This window comes from Roseateles amylovorans, from assembly GCF_025398155.2.
Taxonomy (GTDB): Bacteria; Pseudomonadota; Gammaproteobacteria; order Burkholderiales; family Burkholderiaceae_C; genus Roseateles; species Roseateles amylovorans.
Map to the genome: position 1 here is coordinate 3,194,132 of NZ_CP104562.2, position 25,659 is coordinate 3,219,790.

The following is a 25,659-nucleotide window of genomic DNA, read 5'->3' on the forward strand; positions in this document are numbered from 1 at the left end:
GGGCGAGGGTAGGGCCTCGCACCGGCAAAGCAAGAACGCAGACAGCACAAACAACATGAACAAGCATCAGGGCAGCATGGCGCGAACCATCGGTCGGGCGAGGCGTTTCCTCGCCAGGGCCGGTCTATTCGCCGGTATGGCGCTCGCCGCATGGGGCACGACGGCTCAGGCACAGACGCCGGCCAACGGCACGCCGCCGTCGCCCACGGCCAGTTGCACCGTGACCGCGATGAACCGCGCCGCACCCCTGATGCCGGACTACAGCTTCACCATCTACAACATCCCGGGTGCCGCCGCGTTCATCGGCCCCGGCACGCCGCCGCCTGCCGCGCCCTTCCGCGTGCGGGCAGTCTGCTCCGACGGCACCGTCGGTGAAACCGACCTGGCCTTCCCCGAAATCGGCTCCACCGTGGTCTACACCGGCGACCTGTACTGGCGCCCGGCCACACCGCTGCCCATCGCACTGACAGTGCGCGCCAGCGCCAACAAGCTGACCGCGGGCCAGTCCACGCAGCTCACCACCACCGGCACGCTGGTGGACGGCAAGACCGCCGACCTGTCCGGCCGTGCCAAGGGCACGCTCTACACCTCCAGCAATCCGCTGATTGCCGAAGTCACCCAGGACGGCCGCGCCACCGTGGCCGCCACCTTCGCGCCCGGCTCGTCCGCCCGTGTGGTGTTGACCGCCCAGAACGAGGGCGTGGCCGGCAGCACGTTGATCGAGCTCGGCTCGCGCGGCCGCATCGCCGGCCGCGTGATGCGGGCCGACGGCAGTGCCGGCGTCGCGGGCGCGCAGGTGACCATCCTGCGCTCGCAGCCCCGTGAACCGGTGGCCATGGTGACCACCGATGCCTCGGGCAACTATGCCCTGGAAGACGTGACCGCCGGCGCCTTCGAGCTGTCGGTGATCGACCCCGCCACCGGCGACCTCGGGCGCGGTGCGACCGCCCTGCGCAATGAGGGCGAAACCGCCACGGCCGACCTGCGCCTGAATGGCCAGGGCACGGTGACCATCCGCGTGCTGGACGGCTCCGGCCAGCCGGTGCCGAATGCTTCGGTCAGCTTCACCAGTCTTTCGGGTTTCAATGACCTGCGCAGCCTGCAGACCGACAGCAGCGGTCAGGTCGTGATCACGCGCGCCCCCGTGGGGCGCTTCACTGTGTCCACTCGGGTGCCTTCCAGCGGCCTGATCGCGACCTCGCTGGGCGAGCTGGCACTCAACGCCACGCCCACGGTGACCCTGCAACTGCAGCCGATCGGCTCGATCGCCGGCCAGGTGCTGGCCAGCGCCGGCGGCGCGCAAGCCGAGGTACAGGTGCGCCTGGTCTCCGCCACGCAAGGCATCGTCACCCAGGTGCTGACCGGGGAAGACGGTCGATTCCAGTTCGACGCCTTGCCCCTGTCCAACGGCCCCTTCACCCTCGATGCGATGCAAGGCGGACGCCTGCGCGCCCGGGTGCCCGGCTTGATCCTCAACAGCGCAGGCCAGGTCCTGCAACAGAACATCGTTTTCAGCGCCGCTGGCCAGGTCAGCGGCGTCGTCACGCGTGACGGCGGCTTGCCGGCCGCGGACACCCAGGTCACCGTGCAATCGCAGGTCGGCCAGCGCTTCAGCTTCTCCACCCGCACCGATGCCGCAGGCCGCTATGCGATCGACGGCATCCCGGTGGGGGCCTTCAGCATCACCGCCAGCGCGGGCAACGGCGAGGTCGGCAACAGCGCCGGCAACATCGCGGTGGATGGCGAGATCGTCACCCTCAACCTGCAGATCGCAGCCAACGGCCTGGTCGGCACCGTGTTCGATCGCGACGGACGCACCCCGGTGGGCGCCGGCGTGACGGTCACGTTGCAGCCGGGTGGCAAGCAGACCCAGACCAATGCGAGCGGCCAGTTCGGCTTCAGCGTCTCGCAGCCGGGCACCTACCAGATCGAGGCCCGGGACGGCGCGGGCAACCGCGGCCGCACCAGCCTGGTCCTGACCGCCATCACCCCGGGAGAACCCAAGACGGTGGACGTGGTCTTCCTCGGCCGGGGCACCGTGGCCGGCGTGGTCCGTGATCCGTCGGGCGTGGCGCAAGCGGGCGCCCAGGTGCGCTTCACCAGCGCGGGGGCGTTCTATAACGAGCAGCAGGCCGTGACCGATGCGCAGGGCCGCTACCGGCTGGACGGCATGTTCGTCGGCGAGTTCACCGTCTACGCCATCAATGAAGCCACGCAGTTGGCCGGCTTTGCGCGAGGTCGTCTGCAGGAAGACGGCCAATCGCTCGCCGCCGACGTGGTGCTCCAGGCCACCGGCACCGTCAAGGGCCGCGTGCTGGCCAGCGATGGCACAACCGCCGTCAGCGGCGCGTCGGTGGAACTGCAGGTGGGCGGCTCGACCGCGCTGACCGTGCAGGCCGATGCGCAGGGCGGCTACAGCTTCGCGGCCGTGCCGCTGGGCGATTTCAGCCTCGTGGCCTCGCAGGTCGCCACCGGTGACCGTGGCCGGGCAGCGTCCCGCGTCACCGCGCTCAATGAGCAGCGGGTGGTCAACGTCCGTCTGCTGGGCCTGGGCACCGTGCGTGTCAAGGCGGTGGACAACGCCAACCGTCCGGTCGCCGCGGCCACCGTGCGCGTGGACAGCAACAGCATCTTCGGCGGCACCGCCGTGGGCATCACCGATGCGGACGGCAAGGCCTCGATCGCAGGCGTCTTCAACGGCGACTTCTCGGTCTCGCTGGAGAAGGGCGCCGGCGATGAACGCAGCGTCGGCACCGGTGCCGGCACGCTGGTCAACGGCGCGGCCGCGGAAGTGGTCGTCACCATGTCCCACCGTGAAGTGGGCCGGGTCACCGGCACGGTGCAGAAGTCGCTGCAAGCCTCCCCGGTGGCGGGTGCGGAAGTGCGCCTGCGCGATCAGCGCAATGGCTCGGTCCGGTCGACCCGCTCCGATGCGCAGGGTCGCTTCAGCTTCGAGCAAGTGGAAGTGGGCGTGGATTACCGACTGAATGCGCTGATCGAAGGCCGCACCCGCGCCCAGACCGATGTGCGTCTGGCGGTGGACGGCGAAACCGTCGACAAGCCGCTGCCCCTGCTGGGCGCCGGCACGGTGTCGGGCTCGGTGGTGAATGCCGCCAGCGCGCCGGTGGGCGGCGTGCGGGTGGTGCTGAGCCAATCGGACCCGGTGTACGGCGGCACCTGGGAGGTCAGCTCCCAGGCCGACGGCAGCTTCAGCCTGGCGGATGTGCCTGCGGGCAACTTCACCCTGCGGGCGTCCACGGCGGACGGCAGGCAACAGGCCCAGGACAGCGGCCTGGTGCGCTTCGACGGCGATGTCGTCACCCGCACCCTGCGCCTGGTGGACAGCGCCATCGCGCTGCCCATCACCCGTTACGACGCCAACGGCGCGCCGTTCGACCTGCAAGGCGACGGCTCGATTGCCAGCGGCCATAACGGCGTGTTCGCCGGCAACGGCAATGCAGACGTGCGCGCCTCGCGCCTGGACCTGGTGGTCAATGGAACGGCTGTGCCGTTCACCAACGGCGACGGCACCCTGGGTCGACTGACCCAGGACGGCCAATTGGTCGAAATGGATGACAGCCACACCGCGTCGGGCCTGTTCGTCACCCGTCGGGTGTATGTGCCCAAGACGGGTTACTTCGCCCGTTATCTGGAAGTGCTGGAGAACCGCGGCACCTCGCCGATCACCGTGGCGGTGCGCATCACCGACCACTACGCGGCAGGCACCGGCGGCTCGCGCGTGGTGGACAGCACCAACAACGACACCGCGCTGACGGTGCAAGGCGCCAGCCGCGATCGCTGGCTGGTGGTCGACGATGACCGCGACACCGATCCGTTCCAAAGCTCCGGTACCAATCCGGCCGTCACGACCGTCTTCGACGGCCCGGGCGCCGCACGCACCGCCACCGATGCCCGCGTGAGCGCGCTGGGCCCGGTGACCCGCGTGATGCTGGAGTGGGGCGAAGTGACCGTGCCTGCGGGCAGTTCGGTCGCCCTGATGCACTTCCGTTCGCAGCAGATCGGCCGTGTGGCGGCGCGCGCCACGGCGGAACGTCTGGAACAGCTGCCGCCCGAAGCGCTCGAGGGTCTGACGCCCGAAGAGCGTCTGGCGGTGGTCAACTTCAAGTTGCCGGCCGATGGCCTGAGCAGCCTGCCGGCCCTGCCGCCGATGGAAGGCTCTCGCCTGGAGGGCACGGTGTGGTCCGGTGACGGCGTCACGCCGGTCGCCGGTGCCGAAGTTCGGTTCAAGAGCAGCCATCCGCTGTTCGGCCGCACTTATCGCGTCACCACGAACGACGTGGGTCAGTACCACTTCGATACCCAAGCGCTGGGTGAGGACCGGGTCGTCGCCCTGGTGCGTGACCGCTATGACCTGACCGTGGTGCATCCCACCACCCGGGCCAGCGCAGGCACGGACGGTCGCTTCGTGGCCGACACCGCGCTGCATCAGCAGGACCTGACGCTGTCGGGCACCGGCAATCTGCGCGGCAGCGTCAAGCGCCACACCGGCGCCCTGGTCACGGATGGCTGGGCGCGGATTTCGTACCGTTTCCCGGGTGAAGCGAACCCGAGCACGCTCAGCGTGCCGATCGGCAACGATGGCAGCTATCTGTTCACCGGGCTGGTGCCGGGCGACTACCGTGTGGAGGTGGCGCAGGACCACCCGCAAGGCAGCTCGCTGCGGGGCTACGCGCCCAATGCAATGGCCACGCCGGAAGGCACGACCACGGTGGTGGATGTGGTGATGGAGGACACCGGTGAAGTGATCGGTACCGTCATTGCCGCCAACAACGAACCGGTGGTGGGGGCCTCGGTGTTGCTGAACACCGCGGCGCAGACCTATCGCCAGACCACGACGGACACGGGCGGTCACTTCCGTCTGTCGGATGTCCGAACCGGCGGCTTCCAGTTGCTCGCTCGAGGACCCGGCAACCTGGTCGCTTTCCAGGACGTGCAGGTGCAGAAGGACACGGCCAGCTCGGCCACGCTCAAGCTGGCCGGTACCGCCCAACTGCGGGTGCTGGTGCGCTTTGCCCGCGGGGTCCCGGCGGCGGGCACCCATGTGGTGCTCAATTCCAGCATCGGTGCGACCACCGATGGCGCTGGCATCGCCACCTTCGAGGTGCCGTCGGCGACCGAGCTGTCGCTTCAGGCCTACCATCCCGACAACAGCTCGCTGCGGGTCGCCGGCACGGCCAACGTGGCCCAGAACGGCACCGTGGGTGAGCTGACCCTGGACCTGCCACCGGCGGCGAGCATCGCCGGCCAGGTGCTGCGTCCGGACGGCGTCACGGCCGCGGCCAATATCCAGGTGATCCTGCGAAGTGCCGATGGCACCAAGCTCACGGATCAGCGCACCGATGCGCAAGGTGGCTTCCGCTTCAGCGGCCTGCTGCTGCAGACCCACACGGTCTCGGCGGAAGATCCAGCGAATGCGAAGTTCGCCGACGCCGACGTGCCGCTGGCGACCGATGGGGAAGAACCGTCCATCCAGCTGGTGCTGGCGGACAACCGCATCTCGCTGCCCGCCCGACTGTGGGACGCCAATGACTTCCAATACGACATCCAGACCGGTGGCGACATCGGCGGTGGCTGGCGCACCCAGGTGGAATGGTGGACGGGGAACTATCCGGTCTACAACAACGGTGCGGCGACGCTGCGTATCAACGGCGAAACCTTCACCGGTGACAGCAGCGCGCTGCTGGAAATCGGCCGCCGTCAGTTTGCGATTGCGCAACCCACGCCGATCGCCGGGCTGCAGGTGACCCGCAAGGTCTTCGTGCCGCGCGGGGGCTACTTCGCCCGTTATCTGGATGTGCTGGAGAACCCCGGCACGAGCCCGGTGACGGTCTCGGTGGCGCTGGACACCCGCTATGTCAACTATTACGGGCAGCAGTCGGTGATTCGCGGCTCGACCGGCGGCACCACGCTGCAGGCCGGCGCGCAGGGCGACCTGTGGGCCGTGCTGGACGACTCGAACGACGCCGATCCGTTCAACACCGAATCGGCGCCGGCCACGGCCACGGTGCTGTCGAATGCACAGGCTGGCCTGTCGACCGATGCGTTCAGCTTCGATGCCAATGCCAACAGCCTGCAAACGCAGTGGTCCCGGGTGACGGTGCCTGCGGGCGGCCGCGTGTCGCTGCTGCACTTCCAGGTGCAGCAGGTCAACCGCGCCGGCGCCATTGCGGCAGCCGAACGCCTGACCCAGCTGCCGCCGGAAGCCCTGCAGTCGCTGACCGACGAGGAGCGTGCCAGCGTGCTGAACTTCCGCATGCCGCAGCCGCAGGAAGCAGTGCCCGCACTGCCGAGCCTGACCGGCGCGGTGAGCGGTCGCCTGCTGGAAGGGGACAACCGCACGGTGGTGGCCTCCAACTACATGCAGGTCCGCAGCAGCCATCCGCTGTTCAACCGCGCCTACACCATAGGCAGCTGCTATGCCAACTCGATGCCGACGCTGCTGACCGCAGCCGACGGCACCTTCAGCCTGAGCGGCGTGCTGCTGGATCGCTACTCGATCAGCCTGCCGGTGGGCACGGAGGTGGAAGTCCAGGCCAACACGGTGAAGTGCCAGTACTACACGCCGTCCGGCCATGTGCTGACCCGCCTGCCGTCGCTGGCGAGCAAGGTGATGCTGACGGGTGGCTTCACGCCGGACACGGTGGATGTGACCTTCCCGTCGGGCATCCTGACCGGCACGGTGACCGGTCCCGCCGACTTCGGCGTCACCTCGGGCAGGATCTACACCACGATCAACGGTTATCAGGCCAGCGTGAGCATTGCGTCGGACGGGACCTATGTGTTCCCGGGCCTGCCGGAAGGCACGACTCGCCTCAGCATCAACGTGCCGCATCCGCAAGGCTCGGCCTTGACCGGCAGCGCCGTCGATGCGGTGGTGACGCTCGGCCAGGTCACGGTGACCGATCTGCCGCTGGAAGCCACTGGCGGCCTGACCGGCGCGGTCGCGACCGCCAACGGCGAGGCGACGGTCAGCGGCCAGGTGGTGGTGCAGTCGCAGGACGGTCGTTACCTGACCCGCAGCACGCAGACCGATTCGCTCGGCCGCTTCCAGCTGTCCGCCTTGCCGGTGGGCACCTGGCTGCTGTCGGTGACCGATCCGCGCACCCAGGCGCAGACCCGTCGCACGGTGACGATCGCCCAGGGCCAGACCGGCAATGAGACGATCACCCTGCTGGGCACGGGCACGATGACGCTGACGGTCAAGTACGCCCGCGGCACGGTCGCCGCGGATGTGCCGGTCTATCTGACGTCGGCTGCGATCAGCAACGAAGTCCTGGTGGGTCGGACCGACGGTCAGGGCCTGCTCAACTTCCTGGTGCCGGAAGGCAACTACACCGTGCGCGTGCGTCATCCGACGGACAGCTACTACAGCAATGGCTGGGTGACCGCCTCCGGCACGATCACGGCCAACAACGAGCAACGCACGCTGCAGCTGAATCTGCCGGCACGGGCCAGTCTGGACGTGCAGGTGGTCAATGCGGACGCCAGCAACGCGCCGGTGAGCAACGCGATCATCTACATGAGCGACGCGCAATGCACCGACTGCTACAAGGGTCGGACCGACGGCCAGGGCCGCCTGTCCATCACCAGCGTGTGGGAAGGCAGCTACACCGTGCGGGCACAGACCGATTCGGGCCTGTCGACCGCGGTGCGGGGCACGGTCGACGCCAGCACGGACGGTCGCACGCTCAGCCAGACCCTGAGCCTGAGCTCGCGACTGGACTACTTCGGTGCCTACTCGTTCATCTCGGAGCGCCAGGTGCTGTCGGTGCAGGCCAAGGCGGGTGATCTGATCAGCGTCGGCATCAACGGGGCGCAAGTGCAAGGTCAGCCGTCGGCTTACCTGACACGCGCCGCGGTGTTCAGCCCGGAGAAGCGTGAACTGGCCCGTGGTTACGGTTATGACAGCCGCAACAGCTTCCTGCAGTACAACGAGGTGAACAACCTGACCGCGATCACCGCGACCACGGACGGCACCTACGGCATCGTGATCTCGCCGTACTACACCAACGCCAGCTACCTCGGCGGCTACCGGCTGCAGGTGAAGGTCAACGGCGCGTCGGCGGAAGTCGTGCCGTACGCGGCCGGCGGTGCGGTGACTGGCACGGTGTTCCGTGCGGATGGCACCACGCCGTTGGCCGGCCAGACGATCGAGGTCGAGACCTCGGACGCCCTGAGTCTGCGCGCGCGGGTCAAGGCCGATGCGACCGGTCAGTTCAATCTGAGCGGCGTGCCCGTCAGCTGGACGCAGGTCAAGGCGGTGGACACGCTCAGCGGACAGGTGCTGGTCTCCAACTCGGTCGAGGTGACCGCCGGCAACACCAGCGTGGCCAACCTGACGATGCCGATCATCGGCACCTTCCAGGTCCAGGCCACGATCGAAGGCTCGGCCCTGCGGGTGCCCAGCCAGGTGCAGGTGCAACTGTCGGACGATTCGGGTCAACGCAACGTGGGTTATCTGAACTTCACCAACGGCAAGACGGTGAGCGATGTGCTGACGGTGACCGGTTATGGCGGACAGGTGACGGTCTCCGCCGCCCATCCGGACAACGCGCTGGTGGCGGCGACCAAGGTGCTCGCGGTGACGGATGGCTCGACCTATCCGGTGCAGCTGTCACTGGCCATGGCCAGTATCAGCGGCCGGGTGTTGACGGCCGCCGGCGACGCTGCGCCCCAGTCCTATGTGGAGCTGCGCTTCGCAAACGGCCGCTATCTGACCGGCGCGCAGACCGATTCCACCGGCCGCTACGTGTTCAGCGTGGTGCCGGCCGGACAGGCGCTGCAGCTCACCGTGTACGAGCCGCAGAGCGGCCTGCGCACGGTGGCCACGGTCACGCCGACGGCGGGTCAGGCGCTGGTGCAGGATCTGCGCCTGCAAGCGATCGGCAGCGTGTACGGCGTGGTGCGTCGCACCAACGGTGATCCCTTGCCGAATGTGCAGGTCATGGCCAGCTTCGACGACGCGCTGGAGGGCAGCATCAACCGCTATGGCTACACGGACGACCAGGGCGCCTACCGCATCGATGCGGTGGCGGCCGAGCGTCCGATCCAGATGCGGGCCGACTACTACACCCAGATCGGCACCTTCACCGGCACCGGCACGGTCACGATCCCCAGCCACGGCGCCGAGGTGCCGCTGGATCTGGTGATCGATGTGCCGAGCGCCAGGGTTCGGGTGCAGTTGCAGATGGCCGACAACAGTGTGCCCAACGATCCGACTTGCTACCGCGTGTCCCTCACCATGGGGTCCGGCGGTGGCGGCGGCGAGGGCCCGCCTTCGTTGCGGAGGATGTCCGAAGGCGAGGAGGGCGGCCGTTATGACCGCTACTACGTGCAGTGCGTGGGCAACTGGGTGGAATTCGACTCGGTCGTGCCAGGCCCGATCAGCGTGGACGGCAGCTTGCACTACGACGGCTACTTCGGCCCGCTGACCGGCACCGCGGTGAACAACCAGACGACCGATTTCACCGTGGTCATGAGCGTGGTGCGGGCGTCGTTGCGGCAGGCCGATGGCACGCCGGTGACGCAGGTGTCCGGCCAGGTGCAACTGCAGGACCGCACCGTCAACGGCGAGTTGGACGATCAGGGCAACCTGGTGTTCTACGGACTGCCGGCGGGCGACCATGTGGTGCGTCTGCAGGACACCTACAGCAGCGGTCTGTGGGTCGACGTGCCGTTCACCCTGAGTTCCGACCAGGCGGCACTCACCCTGCAAGGGGTGCTGCCGGCCACCGGACGGGTCTCGGGCGTGGTCCGCAGCCAGGCCGGTGAGCCGATGGCGGAGGTGCAGGTCTATGCGCGTAGCAGCGGCCTACCGCTGGATCAGCGGGTCTTCACCGACGCGCAGGGTCGCTATGAGTTCACCCACGTGGTGCTGGGCGACCTGACGGTGACGGCCGTCCATCCGGGTGGCCTGAATCTGGCCTCCGGGACCGGCACGCTGTCGAGCCAGGGCCAGGCGCTGGAGCTCAACCTGCAGTTCCCGGCAGCGGGTGCGGTGGAGGGCCGCCTGCTCGACACGGCCGGCACGCCGATCGCCAGTACGGAAGTGCGCCTGCGCCTGACGGCGGGCGGCGCACTGTTCACCGACGGACTGCGCTCGACGTGGACCGATGAACAGGGGCGTTTCGCCTTCTCCGACGTCGCGCCGGGTGGGTTCCACCTGACCGCCTACGACCGCAATGACTACGACAACCTGGGCCTGGCCCGCGGTCGGGTCAAGGCCGATGAGACGGTGACCCTGGACGTGGTGATGGGCACGGCGGTTCGACTGGGTCATTCGCTGGACGATCCCGCGAATGGCTATCGGGTGACCGTCTACGGTGATGGCGCGATCTATCCGTTCGCGATGCCGGAGGGCGGCGGGGAGCCGTTCGCAGGGTCCGGCCTGCAACTGGCGGTCAAGGGGCTGCCGTTCCCGGCCTCCGACGGCGCGCTGGTGTTGCAGGACCGGCGTGAGCTGGAGATCGGCCCGTTCACCATGGGGCAGTTGGAAGTCAGCCGCCGCGTGTTCGTCCCGGCGGCCGGGGGCTTCGCCCGCGTGCTGGAGACGCTGACCAATCTCGGTCCGTCCGAGATCGTGGTGCCGGTGGAACTGTCGGTGCAGCCCGTGGGCGGCACCGCGACCCGGCTGCTGGTGGACCCGTCCACCAATGGCCGCCGCCTGGCCCAGTTCGCGCCGTTGGAAGGCGAGTATGGTGGCGCCGTGGCCCTGGTGATGGCGGGGGCGACCGGTACCGCCCCGGCCCAGGTGAGCTTCAGCGAGGGACTGGCGACCAGCCGGTACAACCTGACCATTCCCGCCGGGCAGACGGTGCGCTTGCTCAATTACGCGGTGGTGAGCAGCCCGCAGGATGCGGCGGCGGCACGCCAGCAGGGCGAGGGCTTGCGTGACGGCACGGTGCCGGCGCAGTTCCTCGGCATCGGAAGCACCGAGAGACCTCAGATCAGGAACTTCAACCTCCAATGAAGCACGTGATGCCCCTCCTTCCTCGCCGCCGGCTTGCCGGCGCCGGGCTGGCGCTGATCGCCGCCGCCTTCCTGCCCACACTGGCGGCGGCTCAGCCCGCCACGGTTCCGGTCTCCAAGGCGCGGGCGCTGCCGACACTGGCACTGCGTCCGCTGCCGACGGGCGAGCCGATCTCGAGCCGCGAGCTCGGTCAGTCGACCCACACCGTGCTGGTGCTGGTGGACACGAATGTGGCGGCGTCGCAGACGCTGCTGCAGCTCCTGCGCGCCAGCGGCTCGGACGGGCAGGGGCTGAACATCGTGATCGTCGGACCCGAAAACGCGGTGAACGCGCTGCAGCGCGAGCATGCAAGCCGCCTGCCGCAGGCCGCCTGGTACACCGCGCCCGCATCGGTGGTGGCCAGCGCGCTGCATCTGCCGGCCATGCCGGCGTTGATCGGTCTGGACCCCGGCGCCGGCATGGCCTGGCAGTACGTGGGCAACCCGCCGCCGCTGGACAAGACCCGCAGCATGATCGGTGGATGGCTGGCCCGTCCGGTCCCCCCCACGAGCCGTTGATCCGATGGTCGAGATGATGAATGACCGCCCCTCGGGGCGGGCGGCACAAAGCCGTCGGTCGGAGGCCCGGGCGGCCTCGTGGAACGCGATGGCCCTGGTCGGGCTGATCAGTCTGGCCGGCCTGGCGCTCCCGCACCAGGCTCGGGCCGCGGAAGCGACCTCGAGCCCGCAGGCCGTTGCCTCCCGGGCCGCGCCGGTCACGGCACCGACCTCCAGTCAGGCCACACCGCTGATGGCGCCGCCGACGGAAGCGAGCCGCGCGGCCGCACGGGCCAAGCTCGCCGAGCAAGGCCTGGCCCCGACCGCCGAGCGGCTGGTGCAATACGCTGCCCAAGGGGATGCGACCATCGTCGGCTGGCTGCTCGCTGCCGGGGTGCCTGCGGCATCGGTCGAGCCTGTGCGGCAGGTCACGCCCTTGCACAACGCCGCGGCCCAGGGCCATGAGCGGGTCGCCGTGCAACTGTTGAACGCCGGCGCCCCGGTGAATCCGGTGGACTGGCAGGGCTACACGCCGCTGGCGCTGGCCTCCGCCTGCGGGCATCTCAAGCTGGTGCAACTGCTGCTGGCCAAGGGCGCGACGGTCAATCCGGCCGATCCGAAGGTGGCTTCGCCCCTCAGCCTGGCGGTCCAGGCGGGGCAGAGCCCGGTGGTGAAGGCCTTGCTGGCCGCCGGCGCGACGCAGCAGGCCAATGTCTACGGCCAGACGCCGCTGGACCTGGCCCGACGCATCGGGCGCACCGACCTTGTTCAACTTCTCGAGCAGGCCCCTGCGACCGCCGCTGGCGGCGCTGCCGCCTCGAGTTCTGCCGCTGCCACCGCTCCCCAATGAAACGACGTCACTTTCTCGCACTTCCCGGCGCCCTGTGCCTGAGCGCGCCCTCGTGGGCCGGCAACACCGTGCTTCGCTACGAGACCACGCCCAGCGATGCCCGCTGGACCGTGCCGCCCACTTCGGTGTTCCATGCCTGGGCCGCTGCGGATGCGGAAGCCGATCTCATCGTGGAGCGCTGGAAGCGTGAACCGCTCACCGTGCCGCTGACGCGTCTGCAGCTCGACCGGCATGTGAAGCACAAGATCTCGCCGACCCGCGCCGCACGCGGGCTGGCGCTGCTGCATGTGGCGATGCACGACGCACGTCAATGCGCGCTCGACATGCAGATGAATCCGCGTCTGGTGGTGCCGATGGCCGCAGCGCAGGTGATGGGCTACCTGTTCAATGCCGAAGAGAAGGCCTTCGACCGCATCGCCACCTGTGTGGCCGCGCGAGTGAGCGGGGCGGCGAAGGACAGCCTGTCCAACGACACCAAGGCTGCGCTGAAGCTGGGCGAGTCGATCGGTCAGCAGGTGGTGCGCCACGGCGATACCGACGGCGCCCAGCGCGGCTGGAACGGCGTGCGGCTGCAGTATTACGGGGAAGGGCGCTACTTCGGACCCAGTTCCTGGGAGCCGACCGAGCCCTATCACTACTACCCGCCCGATGAGCCGTTCGCGCCGCAATGGCGCACCTGGAGCCTGGTGGACAACGCGGAGTTCCGCCCCAAACCGCCCGAATACGGCTCGCCGCGGCACATGGCCGACCTGGAAGAGGTCATCCGCATCAACAAGAACCTCACACCGGAAGAGCTGCGCATTGCCAAGTTCTGGGTGGACGGACACGGCTCGGTGACGCCGCCGGGGCACTGGAACAACATCGCCATCGACGAGGCCCTGGCCGCCAAGCTGGACGAAGAGACCACCACCCGGCTGTTCCTGCATCTGAACGTGGCCATGGCCGATGGCTTCATCGCCTGCTGGGAAACCAAGTACCACTACTGGACGGCGCGTCCGATCACCGCCGCCAAGCGGCTGCTGAACGTGACCTTCCGCTCGGCCATCCTGACGCCGCCGTTCCCGGGTTATACCTCCGGTCATGCGACCTTCAGCGGCGCGGGGGGGCGGGTCATCGGCACCTACATCCCGTCGCGCTCGGCAGCCATGGAGGCGATGGCCGAGGAAGCGGCGCTTTCGCGCTTGCTGGGCGGTATCCACTTCCGGCACGATAACGACGACGGGCTGATGACCGGCCGCAAGGTGGCGCAGAAGGTGCTGAAGCTGATTGCGGCTTGATTGGTAGGCCATGGGATGGGCGCTGACCCCTCCGCGTCACTGACCAGCTCGGGAATTCCGAGAAAGTAATTCCTAGAAGACGGCGGGTTGCAGGTCTTGATGGAGTTGCTGCTTGAACTCCATCGGGGTCAAGTATTGCGGGCTACTGTGCGGCCTGACCTCGTTGTAGTGCTGACGCCAGGATTCGATGACGACCTTGGCCTCGCGGTGCGAGCGGAACCATTCGACGGACAGGCACTCGTCGCGGAACTTGCCGTTGAAGCTATCGTCGGCGCCGTTCTGCCAGGGCTTGCCAGGATCGTTAAGCAGGGTCGCGATGCCAGCGCCGGCGATCCATTCCAGAATCGCCAGGCTGACGAACTCCGGCCCGTTGTCCGCGCGCATGAACAGCGGAGCACCGTGCGACAGCACCTCGATCTCGCGCTTGGAGCGGATGGAGCCGACCACGTCGATGGCTAGGCACTCGCGGGTGTACTCGTCGATAAAGGTCAGGCACTTGAGCTGCTGGCCGGTGGCCGTCGTGTCAAAGACGAAGTCATAGGCCCAGACCATGTTCGCCTTGAAGGGCGAGTGCACGCGCGGCCGCTTGGACGCAATCCGCCTGCGCAAACGCTTCCTGGGCACCAGCCAGGCCCGCCTGGCGCCACAACCGATGCGTGCGCGACCAGTGCAGCTCGAAACCGCGTCGATGCAGGAAGATGCGGATGCGCCGGTGGCCGTAGCTGGGGTGCTGGGCCGACAACTCCCTCATCGCCTCGACTACCGGCGCATCCTTGGCCGGCAGGCGGGGCTTATAGCTGGGTGTGGCTCGCGACATGCCGATGAGCCCGCAAGCCCGAAGCAAGCTCAGGCCACGTTCGCGAGCGAAGTCGACCTGGGCACGTCGAGCCGGCGGGCTCACCATTTTTTAGCGTTGATCTCCTTCAGGATCTCGATGTCCAGGTCACGCTCGGCCAGCAGCTTCTTGAGCCGGCTGTTTTCCAGCTCCAGGGCCTTCAGGCGTTTGACGTCAGAGACATCCAACTGACCGAAGTGCTTATACCAAGCGTAGATCGTGGGCTCACTGACCTTATGCTTCTTGGCCGCCTCGGCCACCGTGGTGCGGTCTGCCTCGCGCAGGATTGCCACCATCTGCTCTTCCGTGAATTGACTCTTTCTCATGGGCTCTGCTTGGGATGAGCCATCTTCTCTGGAAATCAATGTGTCGGAGGAACCGGGCAGGTCAATAGCACGCACAGAGGTCAGTGGCATGGCTCTCGGTTGCCAAGTAAGGGGCAAGCGCGCCGAAGCGGACCTTCCATCCCAGTAGACGAGCCAGAGAATGCCAAGGAATGTGCAGCCAAAGAGGGCAACCCTTGGCCGTTGACCTCGGATCACGCAAGCTAGACCGAAATTCAATTGAGGGCGCTCGCTCCCTCATACAACGGCGATGGTCTGCCAAGAATGCGGCACTCACGTTTACTCCCTATAACAATCTGTTGCACGCCGTTGCATCGACCGTTAGGATCGACGCAAAAGAGGGAGCACGACATGCGATTGCACACGCAGCTTATTGGCATAGCTCTGTTAGTCCTAAATGGGGCATCGTTCGCTGCATGCGAACCCATACCGTACACGGTTCGGTTCAAACAACTAGTCGGTAAGCTAGCTGTTACCGTGCCAGCGCCGATTTTGGCGCTGAAGCCAGTCGGCGCTGGAGTTGAGTACTCACGGTCAATGTACGCGGCGATGGCACCCTCGGTGGTTCGGGAGGTACTGGATGGCTACGGATGCTTCGTAAAGGAGGGCATCGCGGCCGATACAACCATCGGCGTAGACAAACAGGCACTCATGGATGCCTGGGAAAGTGCTGTTGGCGACATCCAGTCAACGGCCGGGATGTTCTTTGTCTCGTATGCCGACAGTGTCGCTGCTGGAAACGCGCTCAATCCGTATCCGCAGAAACAGCCTCTCGAGCCAGAAATGAAGGGATTGTCCAAGTACGTTCAAACCCTTCCCAAGGAGAACTTCCTCCTGGAGGACTCCGTGAGGGCATACCTCGAAGCATCGATTGCGGGAGTAGGCGTCAACGCGTGCGGCAAGCTCGTGCGGGCGTCTCTTGCCCAAAATGCACCAGCCATTCAGCATTTAGCCGCAGCGGTGCTTCCCGTGCTCAACAAGTACTTCTCGCCTACAAGCCAGTACGGGCCGCGAAATGCAAAGATCGATCTGTGGACCGAAGCGCAGGCCACGAGAATGATCGGTATGCCAGCCGGCACCGAGGCAACCAAGGCAGCGCAGGAATGCATGAAGTAGCGACAGTGGCAAAGACGAGAGCCCATTTCCTCGTAGTCGCGGCTATATTGCCTGGCTGCTGCATATCACCTAAAGAAGACCCCCGGGTGACGCAGCAGTGCACAGAAATCAAAAATGTTGTTGGGAAGAACTACGAGATGTCTGCGTCTCTTAGGGCCTCGGCATCTCGGGCGGGTCTTTACATAGGACCAACTTACAAGTTTTCAGCGGCCGCGGCAGAGCGTCAGATCTCGCTGGATAGGCTTTGCCGACAGTTCGCGCTTAGGGAAATCGACGAAGAGACCTGGGCCAAAGCCCAGACCGATTTCGCTCTGGCAAGCACAGAAGACCTTCAGCTAGAAAATCACGATACCCTCAAGAAGTTGACGCAGAACCTTGAGGAGCTTGCGAGGCATTCGGCGAGGCTTGCAGAACTTCTTGGCGCGTCCGCGCAGGCGACTTTGGAGCCCGATGAATTGCTCGCGCGAGCGAAAAACGCGACGAACGAGGACTATGCCGCTTTGAGGGACGATCTCGGGAGTCTCTCCACCACGTTCAGTGATGGGCTCTCATCTTCAAATAAGCGAATCCTCGCCGCTGTGCAGGGAACGAGCCATTTGCAGCAACAGCTTCAGGCCGAAGTCCTACAATTGCGGGTTCTTGTGAAGGACCTCGCGCCAAAGCCCTCATCGCTATCGTGGAAGCGGATCGCAAACCTCACGGTGAAATTCAGCCGTGAGAAACCAATTTCCCTCGACGGTGCGGCGATTGGCGTATTGAGGCGGGATCTGTCTCGCTTTTCGGAGCGGGACGACTACAAAATCGAACTGGACGGCTACGCAGACGCCACCGGAGGGCCATTGGCTAATCTTGGAATCAGCTGGGCCCGCGCAAACGAAGTTCAGAAGTTCCTTGCACAGGACCTAAAGCTCGACCCAAGCAACATCAAAGTTCGCGCTGGCGGCGAGCGCAGTTCCGGTTCACCTGTGAACGATCGAGTCGTCGAGGTGACTGTGTATGGCCGGCTTCGCTCTCCTGTCAACGACCCGTAACCAGGGAATTTCAGTCCGTATCTGTGTGCGCTAGGCAAAGACTGACCTCGTTATGGTCCTTGCGCCCACCGTCGAATGCCCCTCTGATCACAAAGCCCCTTTAGACGTTAACTAGGTAACCGTGGTGGGCATGCCGGGTCAATCTGGCGTCGGAGGCACCAAGCCAAGGCAAATACTTGGCTATGGGCACTTCGCTGCACCTCGATTCCGCAACCTTGACGGCAGCTTGGTGCCCAAAGCCGAAGCCCGAGCTTGACGGCGGCAGACGGCGCGGCGGCTACGACCGCCACTCCTCGCCACAAGTCCTAGCCTCGACAACCTCGCACAAATCGGAAAACTTCTGCTTCCGGGCAGGCGGCGGAGTGAGAGGTTCAGTGCAGCGTAAGCCCATTAACATTGAGACTCGTCGTTAGGCCGAATACGGTGGACGCACGCTTCCCAGGGAACCTTTCAGATGCGCAGGTTTGAAGAACTTAAGCGGCTCGACAAGAAGACACGGAACAAGGTCCGGGCCATCCTCGGCCGGGGCGACGCGAATGCAATCGCGGGCCTTGCAGCACTTCGGAGTACATTGGGCAAAGATCAATCGATCGCCCTCGATGGCATCCTGAACTCGCCGGCTCTGCTGAAGGCCGTCACGATATCGACGCCCTTCCCGAAGACCGCACCGTTCGTCGATATTCTGCGGTCCCTCGTTGACGTCGGGCTGCCTGAACTGCTCAGCGGGATCGAAGCTAGCGTTGTCACCTACAAGGAACGCCTACTCCAACTCGCGCAACAACTGCAAGACATCGACCGGCTCTATGCCGAACGTAACATCGCTGCCTCCCGTGATCGTATCGCCGCGACGATCGAATCGTCGGGCTGGAGCCATGCCCTTCTGCGCCGCGTCGTTCTTATCCGGGAGAACCTGCCCAAGGGAACTGTCGACGAGCGCATAGAAGAACTCGTGCTGATAGCGGGAATCAAGAATGCGCCTGTTGCGTCGCTCATTCACGCATACTCGCTTGATCAGAATATCCTGACCATCAAGCGGTCCATCCTAAATATTCCTGATAAAGGCGCTATCAATCGCTACACCAGAACGATTTCTCGGCTCTCGGTTTTGCCATTTGCCTCATCGGCAGAGGACCTAGTCGCTTTTCTATCCGAGGTCGAAAAATGCTCGCTGATCGACGCGGTGATCCTCGCAAAATTCAACGCCCACCTTTTTCAGATCGAGGACTACCCGGCTTTGGCAGAAGTCGCCCGGGCCCTTGGGCCAGATAACCTCTTTGAGCCCCTGGTGGGCACCTACGAGCCCGACGACGACGAGAGCGAATACGCACTGTTCAAGCAGTGCAGCGCATGGCTGGAATACGAGCCGGTTCGCCGGTATCGGATCCTCATAGACAACTACTACGACGTTTCACCCGAAGAGGTTGGTGAACTGCCGCCAGATTTAGAGCAACAGCTCCGCGACTGGGTTGGCGATCCGACGCCGCATGACTTAGTTAGCGGCAAGACTTTCACCCAACACGGCTATAAAGCCCTGGCCCGATTGGAGTTGTCCGGCACTGCAACGCGATCAGCCTTGTTCAACTACTGGCTCGCCGAGTCGGAAGGCCAGATCGGGTTCGAGAAAGAGGATCTGCTGAAACTCATGGGCGTGACGCGCGACTTGGCGCGGACGGTGCCCATCAAGGCGGTGCGCACGGCCGCCAAGCTGTCCAAGGATAGTTTGGTCAGGCTGATCCTATTGCTCTTGTTAACCAAACGCAGCAAAAACGAGTTGGACAGCTTTCTACTGAGAAAGCTGCTGGAGGAGACTGCATTCCAGTATCACAACGGCTCATTAGTCGAGCTGGTTCGGTCCTACGAAAAATCCCACCCCTACGTTTCGGAATACATCTACGACCTTGCCACGGAAGATTTTCTGGCCAAGCTCACACGCCTGGCGCCGCACCGCGCCGATATTCCTGAAATTCGAGCCTCACTCCACGAGTGGATGGCGAGCTTCAAAGGCGACGAGCATTTCCTGCAGCGTGCTCGCGCGGTCCGTATCGACCACCAGATTAATCGGGTTCGCAACGAAATCGATGATCACCGCATCTATGTCGACCCCTCGCGATTTTCCTCGTGGGTCGAGGACGAGATGACTATCGAACTCAATAATGCGTTAACGTCCACCGGTTCTGGTAAGAAGGGCATCGCGATCACTTGCGACGAGACGACGCTTTCGATGCTAATGCGGCAGGCGTACAACGCGTTTGTTTCGAACGCTGTTTTTGGCATAGCGTCATATCTCGGCCGACGAATTCGGCACGGCACGTTCCATGGGCATTTGTATTCAAGCGTTATCAATTCGCTCGAAAAATCCGAGCGTTTTCAGCAGCTATTCCAGAACTCAAAATTTAATGAGAAATGGGATGTTTGGAAAGGGCTCTACAACAAGGCTGTCGAGGCCATTATTTCAGAGCGCCTGCATGTGTATTCAAAAGCCAAACCCTTGGGACTGTTGACGCCGGAGACGTATGGCCCTGCTAAGCAGGAAATCCTTGCGGCGGCGGTGAAGAACATCAGCAGCAACTACGTGGAGACTACATCAACGGCCGACATCGATCAGACCATGATCGACTATTGTTGGCGCCTCGCAGAGTTGGATCTGGTCGCAATCACCCGCCATCTGAAGGCACAGCAGACGTCCTTAAAGAACGAGAAGTTCCTTCAGGAAGAGCTTGTGCCTTCAGTAGCGCTGGGTGAGGCACGGCTTGCGGAAATGTTCAAGCGTGAACTTGAGCTTTCTATCGATCGCAAGCTCGCAGCCATGTTCGGCTGGTTTAAACGGCCGTCTATTGTGGCGCCCATTGCGACGGTTTCGCTGCTTTTCGACGCGACTGTGGCCGAGGTGAAGGACACCATTCCCGACTTTGACCCGCAGGCTGCTGACGCAAGCAAGGAGCAGATCGAACTCGTTGGCGAGTTCTACCACTTGATCTACGATTCCCTCGCCATTGTCGTCGGCAATGCGGCCAATTATGCGGACCGCAGCCGACCGTTGAAACGCAACTTCGAGATTGTGCGTGAAAAGGGCAAGCGGCTCGTCGTCGAGATCAGCTCTTCAATCAAACCGACGGACGATCCCAATGTAGTTTCGCAAATAATCGAAGAGCGCAAAAAAGCAGACTTCATGGACGCCAACATGTACGACAGAAAGAGTGGAATATCGAAGCTGCTACTGTTGTCGCACAACCACCCTAAATTTGAGCTGCAGCAGTACGAAGTTGTCGGGAATGAGGTAAGGGTTAGGTTCATTTATGCTCTCGAACACTAACGCTGTAAAATGCCTGATTGTCGAGGATGACCCATTCAAGATGGAGGGTATCCGCAACTATCTAAATCAAATATTTGCTGGTAAGGTGATAGTATTTCAATGCCAAGCGCTAGCATCCGCAACAGCGCTATTGGGTTTGCATAGTTTTGACTTAGCGATCATCGATATGTCAATCCACAGCCACGAGCCTGAGAAAGGTGCTGGCTCGCCGTTTCCGCTCTCGTCGGGTGGTCTAGATGTCTTATTCGAAATTGTTTATTCAGGCGCCAGCACTCCTTGCATAATTTTAACCCAGTATCCCGATATTGACATTGAATCGCTCCCTATTCCGGTAGATCGGGCCAAACAGGAAATACTTGATAAGTTCGATATCGACGTTGCCGGCTGTGTTCGTTATTTGGAGAACGATAGCCAGTGGAAAGCTGACATCCTGGGGATTCTGGAACGGCTATGAAAATTCTGGTGTTGGAAGACGAGGATGGCAAGTTCGATGAAATCGCCGCGCACATCAAAGTTGTCGTTCCTGACGCATGCATCCAGCGAGAGAGGAACTGGCTGTCCTACTCGATGGCGGTCTCAAACGCCAAGTTCGACCTGATCCTGCTGGACCTTTTCGTTCCTCGCTCGCAGAAGGACAGCACCGTCGAAGACCACACCGACGTCTTGGTCGCGACAACCCGGGATTACGGCAGCAAGTCGTTCAGGACCCCGGCAATCGTGCTGACCCGGTACAGCGCTGACAGCGGCGACTTCGTCCACAACTTGAACCTGGTCGATATCAACGTGATTCCGTTCAACGAACACGGCGAGTGGCGGGAAGCCCTGAAGCGCAAGCTTCTGAGCGCACAGCCGGACAAAAAGTTCGACGTGGTCATCGTCTGCGCCCTAGAGAAGGAGGCGACCGCCTTCCAGAGCCTTGTCGACAAGTGGGGGACAGTCCGGGGCATTTCGGGGCTCCTGTGTCGAGACGTCGAGATTGGCCCCTACAAGGCAGTCATTGTTCAGCCTCAGCGCATGGGGCTAGTCGCATCAGCTATTTCTTCCGCCTTTGCGCTTGACCGATTTGAGCCGCGCTTGATCTGCATGAGCGGAATCTGCGGCGGAGTGGCTGGCGAGGCGGACATGTACGACTTGCTGGTCACGCAGATCTGCCATCAGCATGACGCCGGCAAATGGAGTACGACGGGCTTCAAGGCAGACCATTTCCACGTGCAGTTGGACGTAGACGTCAATAACAAGCTCATTGAGGTCGCGTCTGACGAGGCCGTGATCGCCTCACTGCTGGATGGGCTGAACCCTGCGAAGGCCGAAATCCCCGAGGGCAAGGAGCGCATCGGCTGCGCCATCAAGACCGGCGCGCCGACCAGCAGTGGCAGCGCGGTCATTGCTGAGGAGGGCAAGACTGCCACGTTGACTGTTGGCCAGCGAAAGCTCGCTGGCTTCGACATGGAGGTTTACTCCGTCTATGAAGCGGCCAGGCAGGCCCGCCGTCGAACCGCATTCTTTGCGGCCAAGGCGGTGGTGGACGATGGCGGCAATAACAAGGGCGACGCGTTCCACCGTATCGCCTGCTTGCTCTCGGCAAAGTACGTGGTTGCGGCCATCCGAGCCGGCGTCGCCGACGTCTGGAAATGAGAGCTGGCGCCAGCTGCGAACCTGTGATCGCTGACCAATCTTGAAGTGCGGCAATCACCTACTGCTGTAGTTCGCTGAGGTTCGGCTTTGTCCACATTGCTGACTGCCGACTCAGCAAACCGAAGTTCTGCAACCGCTGCAAAGCCGCTCCCGATGTTTTGCCCAACCCAGCTGTCGATCATCACCCAGCCACAAACACTGCCTGTCCAAACCTCTGGGGTCCGTTCACGTCGACGCGGACAAGAGCATCCATTGCCCCGATCCAGACTTCCCAATAACGTCGGACGCTCACCTCCATCCCCCCGCGACGGAACGCATCGGACCGAACAGCATCAGCCCTGCTTCTGATGCAGCAGCCCGATGATCTCTTCGAAGCTGTAGGCGGTGCGGTGCGGCAGCTCGGCGCTGATCTGGTCGACCAGGGTGCGCTGTCCCGGTAGCACCGACACCCGATGCACACCGGGCAATTCAGACAGCACGTGATTGAGCAACTGCGCATCCGCGCTGTTCACCCGATCATCCCGCGCGCCGACCACAAACACCGAGCCCACTGACTCGGCGCGGGCGCCGTCCGGCGGCTCCGCCAGTTCCTGGACAGTGATGTGGCGCGCATCGAATTGCTCGCTGCGCAGCACCCGCACCAACAGCTCGGCGATGAGATGGGCCTCCGCGTCGTCCATGCTGATGCACATCAGCAGCGAGCCGGCGGGCACATCCAGGCGGCCCTGCCAGCGGCCTTCGGTGGCCACCCGATCCTGGCGCATCCGCAGGCCCAGGTCGCCGTCCAGTACCGCACCGCGTGAGGCACGCCCCGGACGCGGGCGAGGCAGGTGGCCCAACTCCCCGAACACCTGCAAGATGACCGACTGCGCCGCCTGGCGCTGCTCGGGCGTGATCAGGTTCTGCTCAAAGTCCTGCCGCGCCATGTGGAACGCCGGCAGCACCACCCGATCGCAGTAGACCGCCAGCGACTTGCGGCGCAAGAAGCTGCGCGCATCGGCCAGGATCTCCACCGAATCACCGCTCAGGCCGCGCTGGTAGAAGCGCTGCGCCAGATTGAGCGCCGGCGCGTCGCCCAGCAGGATGTCGAGGAAGGCGAGGGCGGGGACATGCCGTCCCGCCACCACCAAACACAGCGTCAGCGGCGTGGACAACAGCAGCCCCACCGGCCCCCACAGCGCGCTCCAGAAAATCGCCGAGACCACCACCGAAAACGGCGACAGGCCGGTGGCATGGCCGTACAGCTGCGGCTCGATCACATGCGCCACCAGCAGCTCCACGCCCAGAAACACGAGACCCGTCGACCACACCAGGTCCCAGCCGGGCGACATCGCGGCCGCCATCAGACAAGCGCAGACCGCCGCTGCCGGGAAGCCCACATAGGGAATGAAGCGCAGCAGGCCGGCCAGCACCGCCCAGACCGCTGCATGCGGCACGCCCAGCAAGGCCAGCAGGGCGCCGATCACCACGGCCACGCCCAGGTTCACCGAGAACTGGGAAACAAAATAGCGCGACAGCCGCTGCCCCGCATCGTTGACCGCGCTGGTGGCCGCCCGCACATCGGTGCCGCCGAGCAGGCGGATCAGGCGGTCGCGCAGCGCATCCTGTTCCAGCAAGGCAAAAATCAGGACCAACACGACGATGCCGACCGTGCCCACCGGTCCCCAGAGCGTCGCGACCAGTTGGCGCAGCACCTCGACGCTGTCGTCGGTGGGGCCGGGTCGCCCGGTGGCGTTCGGATTGCTCTCCTGCTGCGGGCCCACGGCGCGGTCGGCCGTCATCTCCGCCGAGGGCGACACGCTGCCACCCGGAGCCAGGTCGCCGACCATCCGTCCCGCGCGGCCCTGGGCTTCGCGCAACTGGTCGACGGTGAACTTGCGCAGCACCACGATCTTCTCGCGCACATTGGACTCGTAGGCCGGCAGCTCGCGGGACATCGCCCCCAACTGCGCCACCAGCACCATGGCCAATCCGGTCATCAGCAGCCCCGCCACGGTCAAGGCGGCCATCGCCGCCGGCGCCTGCCCCAATCCGAGGCCACGGAAGCGGCGCACCACCGGCGCCAGCACAAAGGCCAGCGTGGCGGCCAGGGTCACCGGTTCCAGTACGTCACGGGCCAGATACAGCAGGCCCAGCACGGCCACGCCGATGAGGAACTTGGAGGCAAGGGGAGAGAGGGAGGAGGCGGACACGGTCATCGCTCAAAACGCCACGGCGGATGGAGCGCGAGTATGTCCGAGCCGGGCGAGCGGCGGGTTGAGGAGCGCCCGGAGTGTGGCGGCGAAGTCAGGACGCCGGTCGGCCCCGACCGTCAGAGGCTCAGGTGTTGGGCGCTGTCGAGCGCGGCGTCGCCCTCCCGGGCGTCGGCTCAGGACACCAGATGCAGCACCTGGCGGCTGGCGGCCATGGCCGCGTCGAACGGGCCGGTCTGACGCACGATCTTGACCATCACGCTCGCACCCAGCCAGAGCTGGTAGAGGTTCTCCGCCACCACGGCCGCCGGCGCATCCACCTTCAGCGAGCCTTCCGCCACACCGGCTTCCACCGCATAGGCCAGCCGCGTGATGATCTGGTCGGTGCCGTGCTTCATGGCCAGCCGCATCGATTCGGACAGGTCCGCCACTTCGGCCCCGAGCTTGACCGCCAGGCACTTGCCCTGACATTCCGAGAACGACTGGTTCTGCTGCCAGGAATCGAAATAGTTCATCAGCCGCTGGGCCATGGTGAGCCCGGGCTGGCTCATGATCTGATCGATTTCCGCCAGATAGGTCTCGAAATAGCGCGCCAGCAGCGCTTCGCCGAAGGCGTCCTTCGATTTGAAGTAGTGATAGAAGGAACCTTTGGGCACGCCGGCTTCGCTCAGGATCTCATTGATCCCCACACCCGAAAAGCCCTTGCCAGCCATGATCCGCTGACCCACCGCGAGGATGTTGTCCCGGACGTCGAAGGAATCGTTTGTTGCAACCATGGGCGGAGTATAGGCGTTAATTAGACCAGTCGTCTAGATAGCATCTTCCCGCACGGCTTCTGTGCGCGCTCTTGCTGCGCGATCAGCCTGCACGATCACGCCGCGCCGTCCTTGCCTTCGGCGGGCGGAGCTTCATTCCAGAGGTCAATCCGTCTGCGGTCTGGTCGGCGCGGATCCACGCCCAGCAGGCTCACCGACGCGGTCTGCAGACTGAAATGCTGACCGGCGCTCACCGGCAGCCCGATCCATCGCGCCGCCAGGGCCGCACCGAGCTGCCCATGCGCAAACAGGGCTACCCGGCCGCTCAACCGCGCCAGTCGGAGCAACAGGCGATCGATTCGATGCTGCACCGCCTCCGGCGTTTCGCCGCCCGGGCAGCCGTCTCGCCAGATGTCCCAGTCCGGCACCTCGCGGAGGATGTCGACGGTGCGTCGGCCTTCGTAAGCGCCATAGTCCCATTCGGCCAGATCGGGATCGATCTCGCTGCGATCCGCGAAGCCGGCCAGCGCGCAGGTCTGCTGCGCACGCAGGCGCGGACTCACCCGCACATGGTCGATGCCCAGTTGGCGAAGCCGCGGCGCCAACCGCCGGGCCTGCGCCTGGCCGTGGTGGGTGAGGCCCAGATCGGTGATTCCGGTGTGCTGGCCGGTCAAGGACCAATCGGTTTCGCCGTGTCGCACCAGGCAGATGTCCATGTCGGAGGTCCTCATTCGGGGTGGCCGATTCTCGCCGGGGCGGGCGCTGGGGCGGCGAACGCGGCTGGG

At 64.6% G+C, this 25,659-nt stretch carries 12 protein-coding genes and 1 pseudogene; 9 read left to right on the forward strand and 4 right to left on the reverse strand.

The features are described from left to right. Window positions 1-55 precede the first annotated feature (55 nt). The 4 genes from N4261_RS13370 to N4261_RS13385 are packed head-to-tail and all read left to right on the forward strand — an operon-like array spanning window position 56 to window position 13,653. Window positions 56-10,990 carry a carboxypeptidase-like regulatory domain-containing protein gene (locus N4261_RS13370; protein WP_261755800.1) on the forward strand — a complete coding sequence of 3,645 codons (10,935 nt, stop codon included), beginning with the start codon at window positions 56-58 and terminating at the stop codon, window positions 10,988-10,990. Window positions 10,991-10,998: 8 nt separating this feature from the next. Continuing rightward, window positions 10,999-11,547 (forward strand): hypothetical protein, encoded by a 549-nt coding sequence (locus N4261_RS13375; RefSeq protein ID WP_261755801.1) that lies wholly within the window; start codon window positions 10,999-11,001, stop codon window positions 11,545-11,547. 4 nt (window positions 11,548-11,551) lie between these two features. Beyond that, window positions 11,552-12,376, forward strand: coding sequence for an ankyrin repeat domain-containing protein (locus tag N4261_RS13380; RefSeq protein ID WP_261755802.1), 825 nt, complete (start codon window positions 11,552-11,554; stop codon window positions 12,374-12,376). Continuing rightward, window positions 12,373-13,653: a vanadium-dependent haloperoxidase gene (locus tag N4261_RS13385; protein WP_261755803.1), complete on the forward strand. Its 1,281-nt coding sequence runs from the start codon at window positions 12,373-12,375 to the stop codon at window positions 13,651-13,653. Before N4261_RS13380 ends, N4261_RS13385 begins: the two co-directional genes overlap by 4 nt. A gap of 72 nt (window positions 13,654-13,725) precedes the next feature. Here N4261_RS13385 and N4261_RS13390 read toward each other — a convergent pair. Continuing rightward, a pseudogene (locus tag N4261_RS13390) lies at window positions 13,726-14,814 on the reverse strand (IS3 family transposase). A 555-nt stretch (window positions 14,815-15,369) separates the two neighbouring features. Between N4261_RS13390 and N4261_RS13395 the strand changes: the two are divergent. The 5 genes from N4261_RS13395 to N4261_RS13415 all read left to right on the forward strand — a co-directional run bounded on the left by N4261_RS13395 (window position 15,370) and on the right by N4261_RS13415 (window position 21,927). Continuing rightward, window positions 15,370-15,948 (forward strand): hypothetical protein, encoded by a 579-nt coding sequence (locus tag N4261_RS13395; RefSeq protein WP_261755804.1) that lies wholly within the window; start codon window positions 15,370-15,372, stop codon window positions 15,946-15,948. 137 nt (window positions 15,949-16,085) lie between these two features. After that, complete coding sequence (locus N4261_RS13400) at window positions 16,086-16,979, forward strand: OmpA family protein (protein WP_261755805.1); 894 nt, start codon at window positions 16,086-16,088, stop codon at window positions 16,977-16,979. A gap of 454 nt (window positions 16,980-17,433) precedes the next feature. After that, the gene (locus tag N4261_RS13405) at window positions 17,434-20,292 is read left to right on the forward strand and encodes a hypothetical protein (protein ID WP_261755806.1); all 2,859 of its coding nucleotides are present in this window, start codon (window positions 17,434-17,436) and stop codon (window positions 20,290-20,292) included. Continuing rightward, on the forward strand, window positions 20,276-20,746 hold the full coding sequence (locus N4261_RS13410; RefSeq protein ID WP_261755807.1) for a response regulator: 471 nt from the start codon (window positions 20,276-20,278) through the stop codon (window positions 20,744-20,746). Before N4261_RS13405 ends, N4261_RS13410 begins: the two co-directional genes overlap by 17 nt. Then, window positions 20,743-21,927 carry a phosphorylase family protein gene (locus N4261_RS13415; RefSeq protein ID WP_261755808.1) on the forward strand — a complete coding sequence of 395 codons (1,185 nt, stop codon included), beginning with the start codon at window positions 20,743-20,745 and terminating at the stop codon, window positions 21,925-21,927. Before N4261_RS13410 ends, N4261_RS13415 begins: the two co-directional genes overlap by 4 nt. 332 nt (window positions 21,928-22,259) lie before the next feature. Here N4261_RS13415 and N4261_RS13420 read toward each other — a convergent pair whose 3' ends face one another. The 3 genes from N4261_RS13420 to N4261_RS13430 form a co-directional block, all read right to left on the reverse strand. Then, window positions 22,260-24,119 (reverse strand): AI-2E family transporter, encoded by a 1,860-nt coding sequence (locus tag N4261_RS13420; protein WP_261755809.1) that lies wholly within the window; start codon window positions 24,117-24,119, stop codon window positions 22,260-22,262. A gap of 176 nt (window positions 24,120-24,295) precedes the next feature. After that, window positions 24,296-24,895: a TetR/AcrR family transcriptional regulator gene (locus N4261_RS13425; RefSeq protein ID WP_261755810.1), complete on the reverse strand. Its 600-nt coding sequence runs from the start codon at window positions 24,893-24,895 to the stop codon at window positions 24,296-24,298. Between the two features lie 95 nt (window positions 24,896-24,990). Continuing rightward, window positions 24,991-25,605, reverse strand: coding sequence for a histidine phosphatase family protein (locus N4261_RS13430; protein WP_261755812.1), 615 nt, complete (start codon window positions 25,603-25,605; stop codon window positions 24,991-24,993). Between the last annotated feature and the right edge of the window lie 54 nt (window positions 25,606-25,659).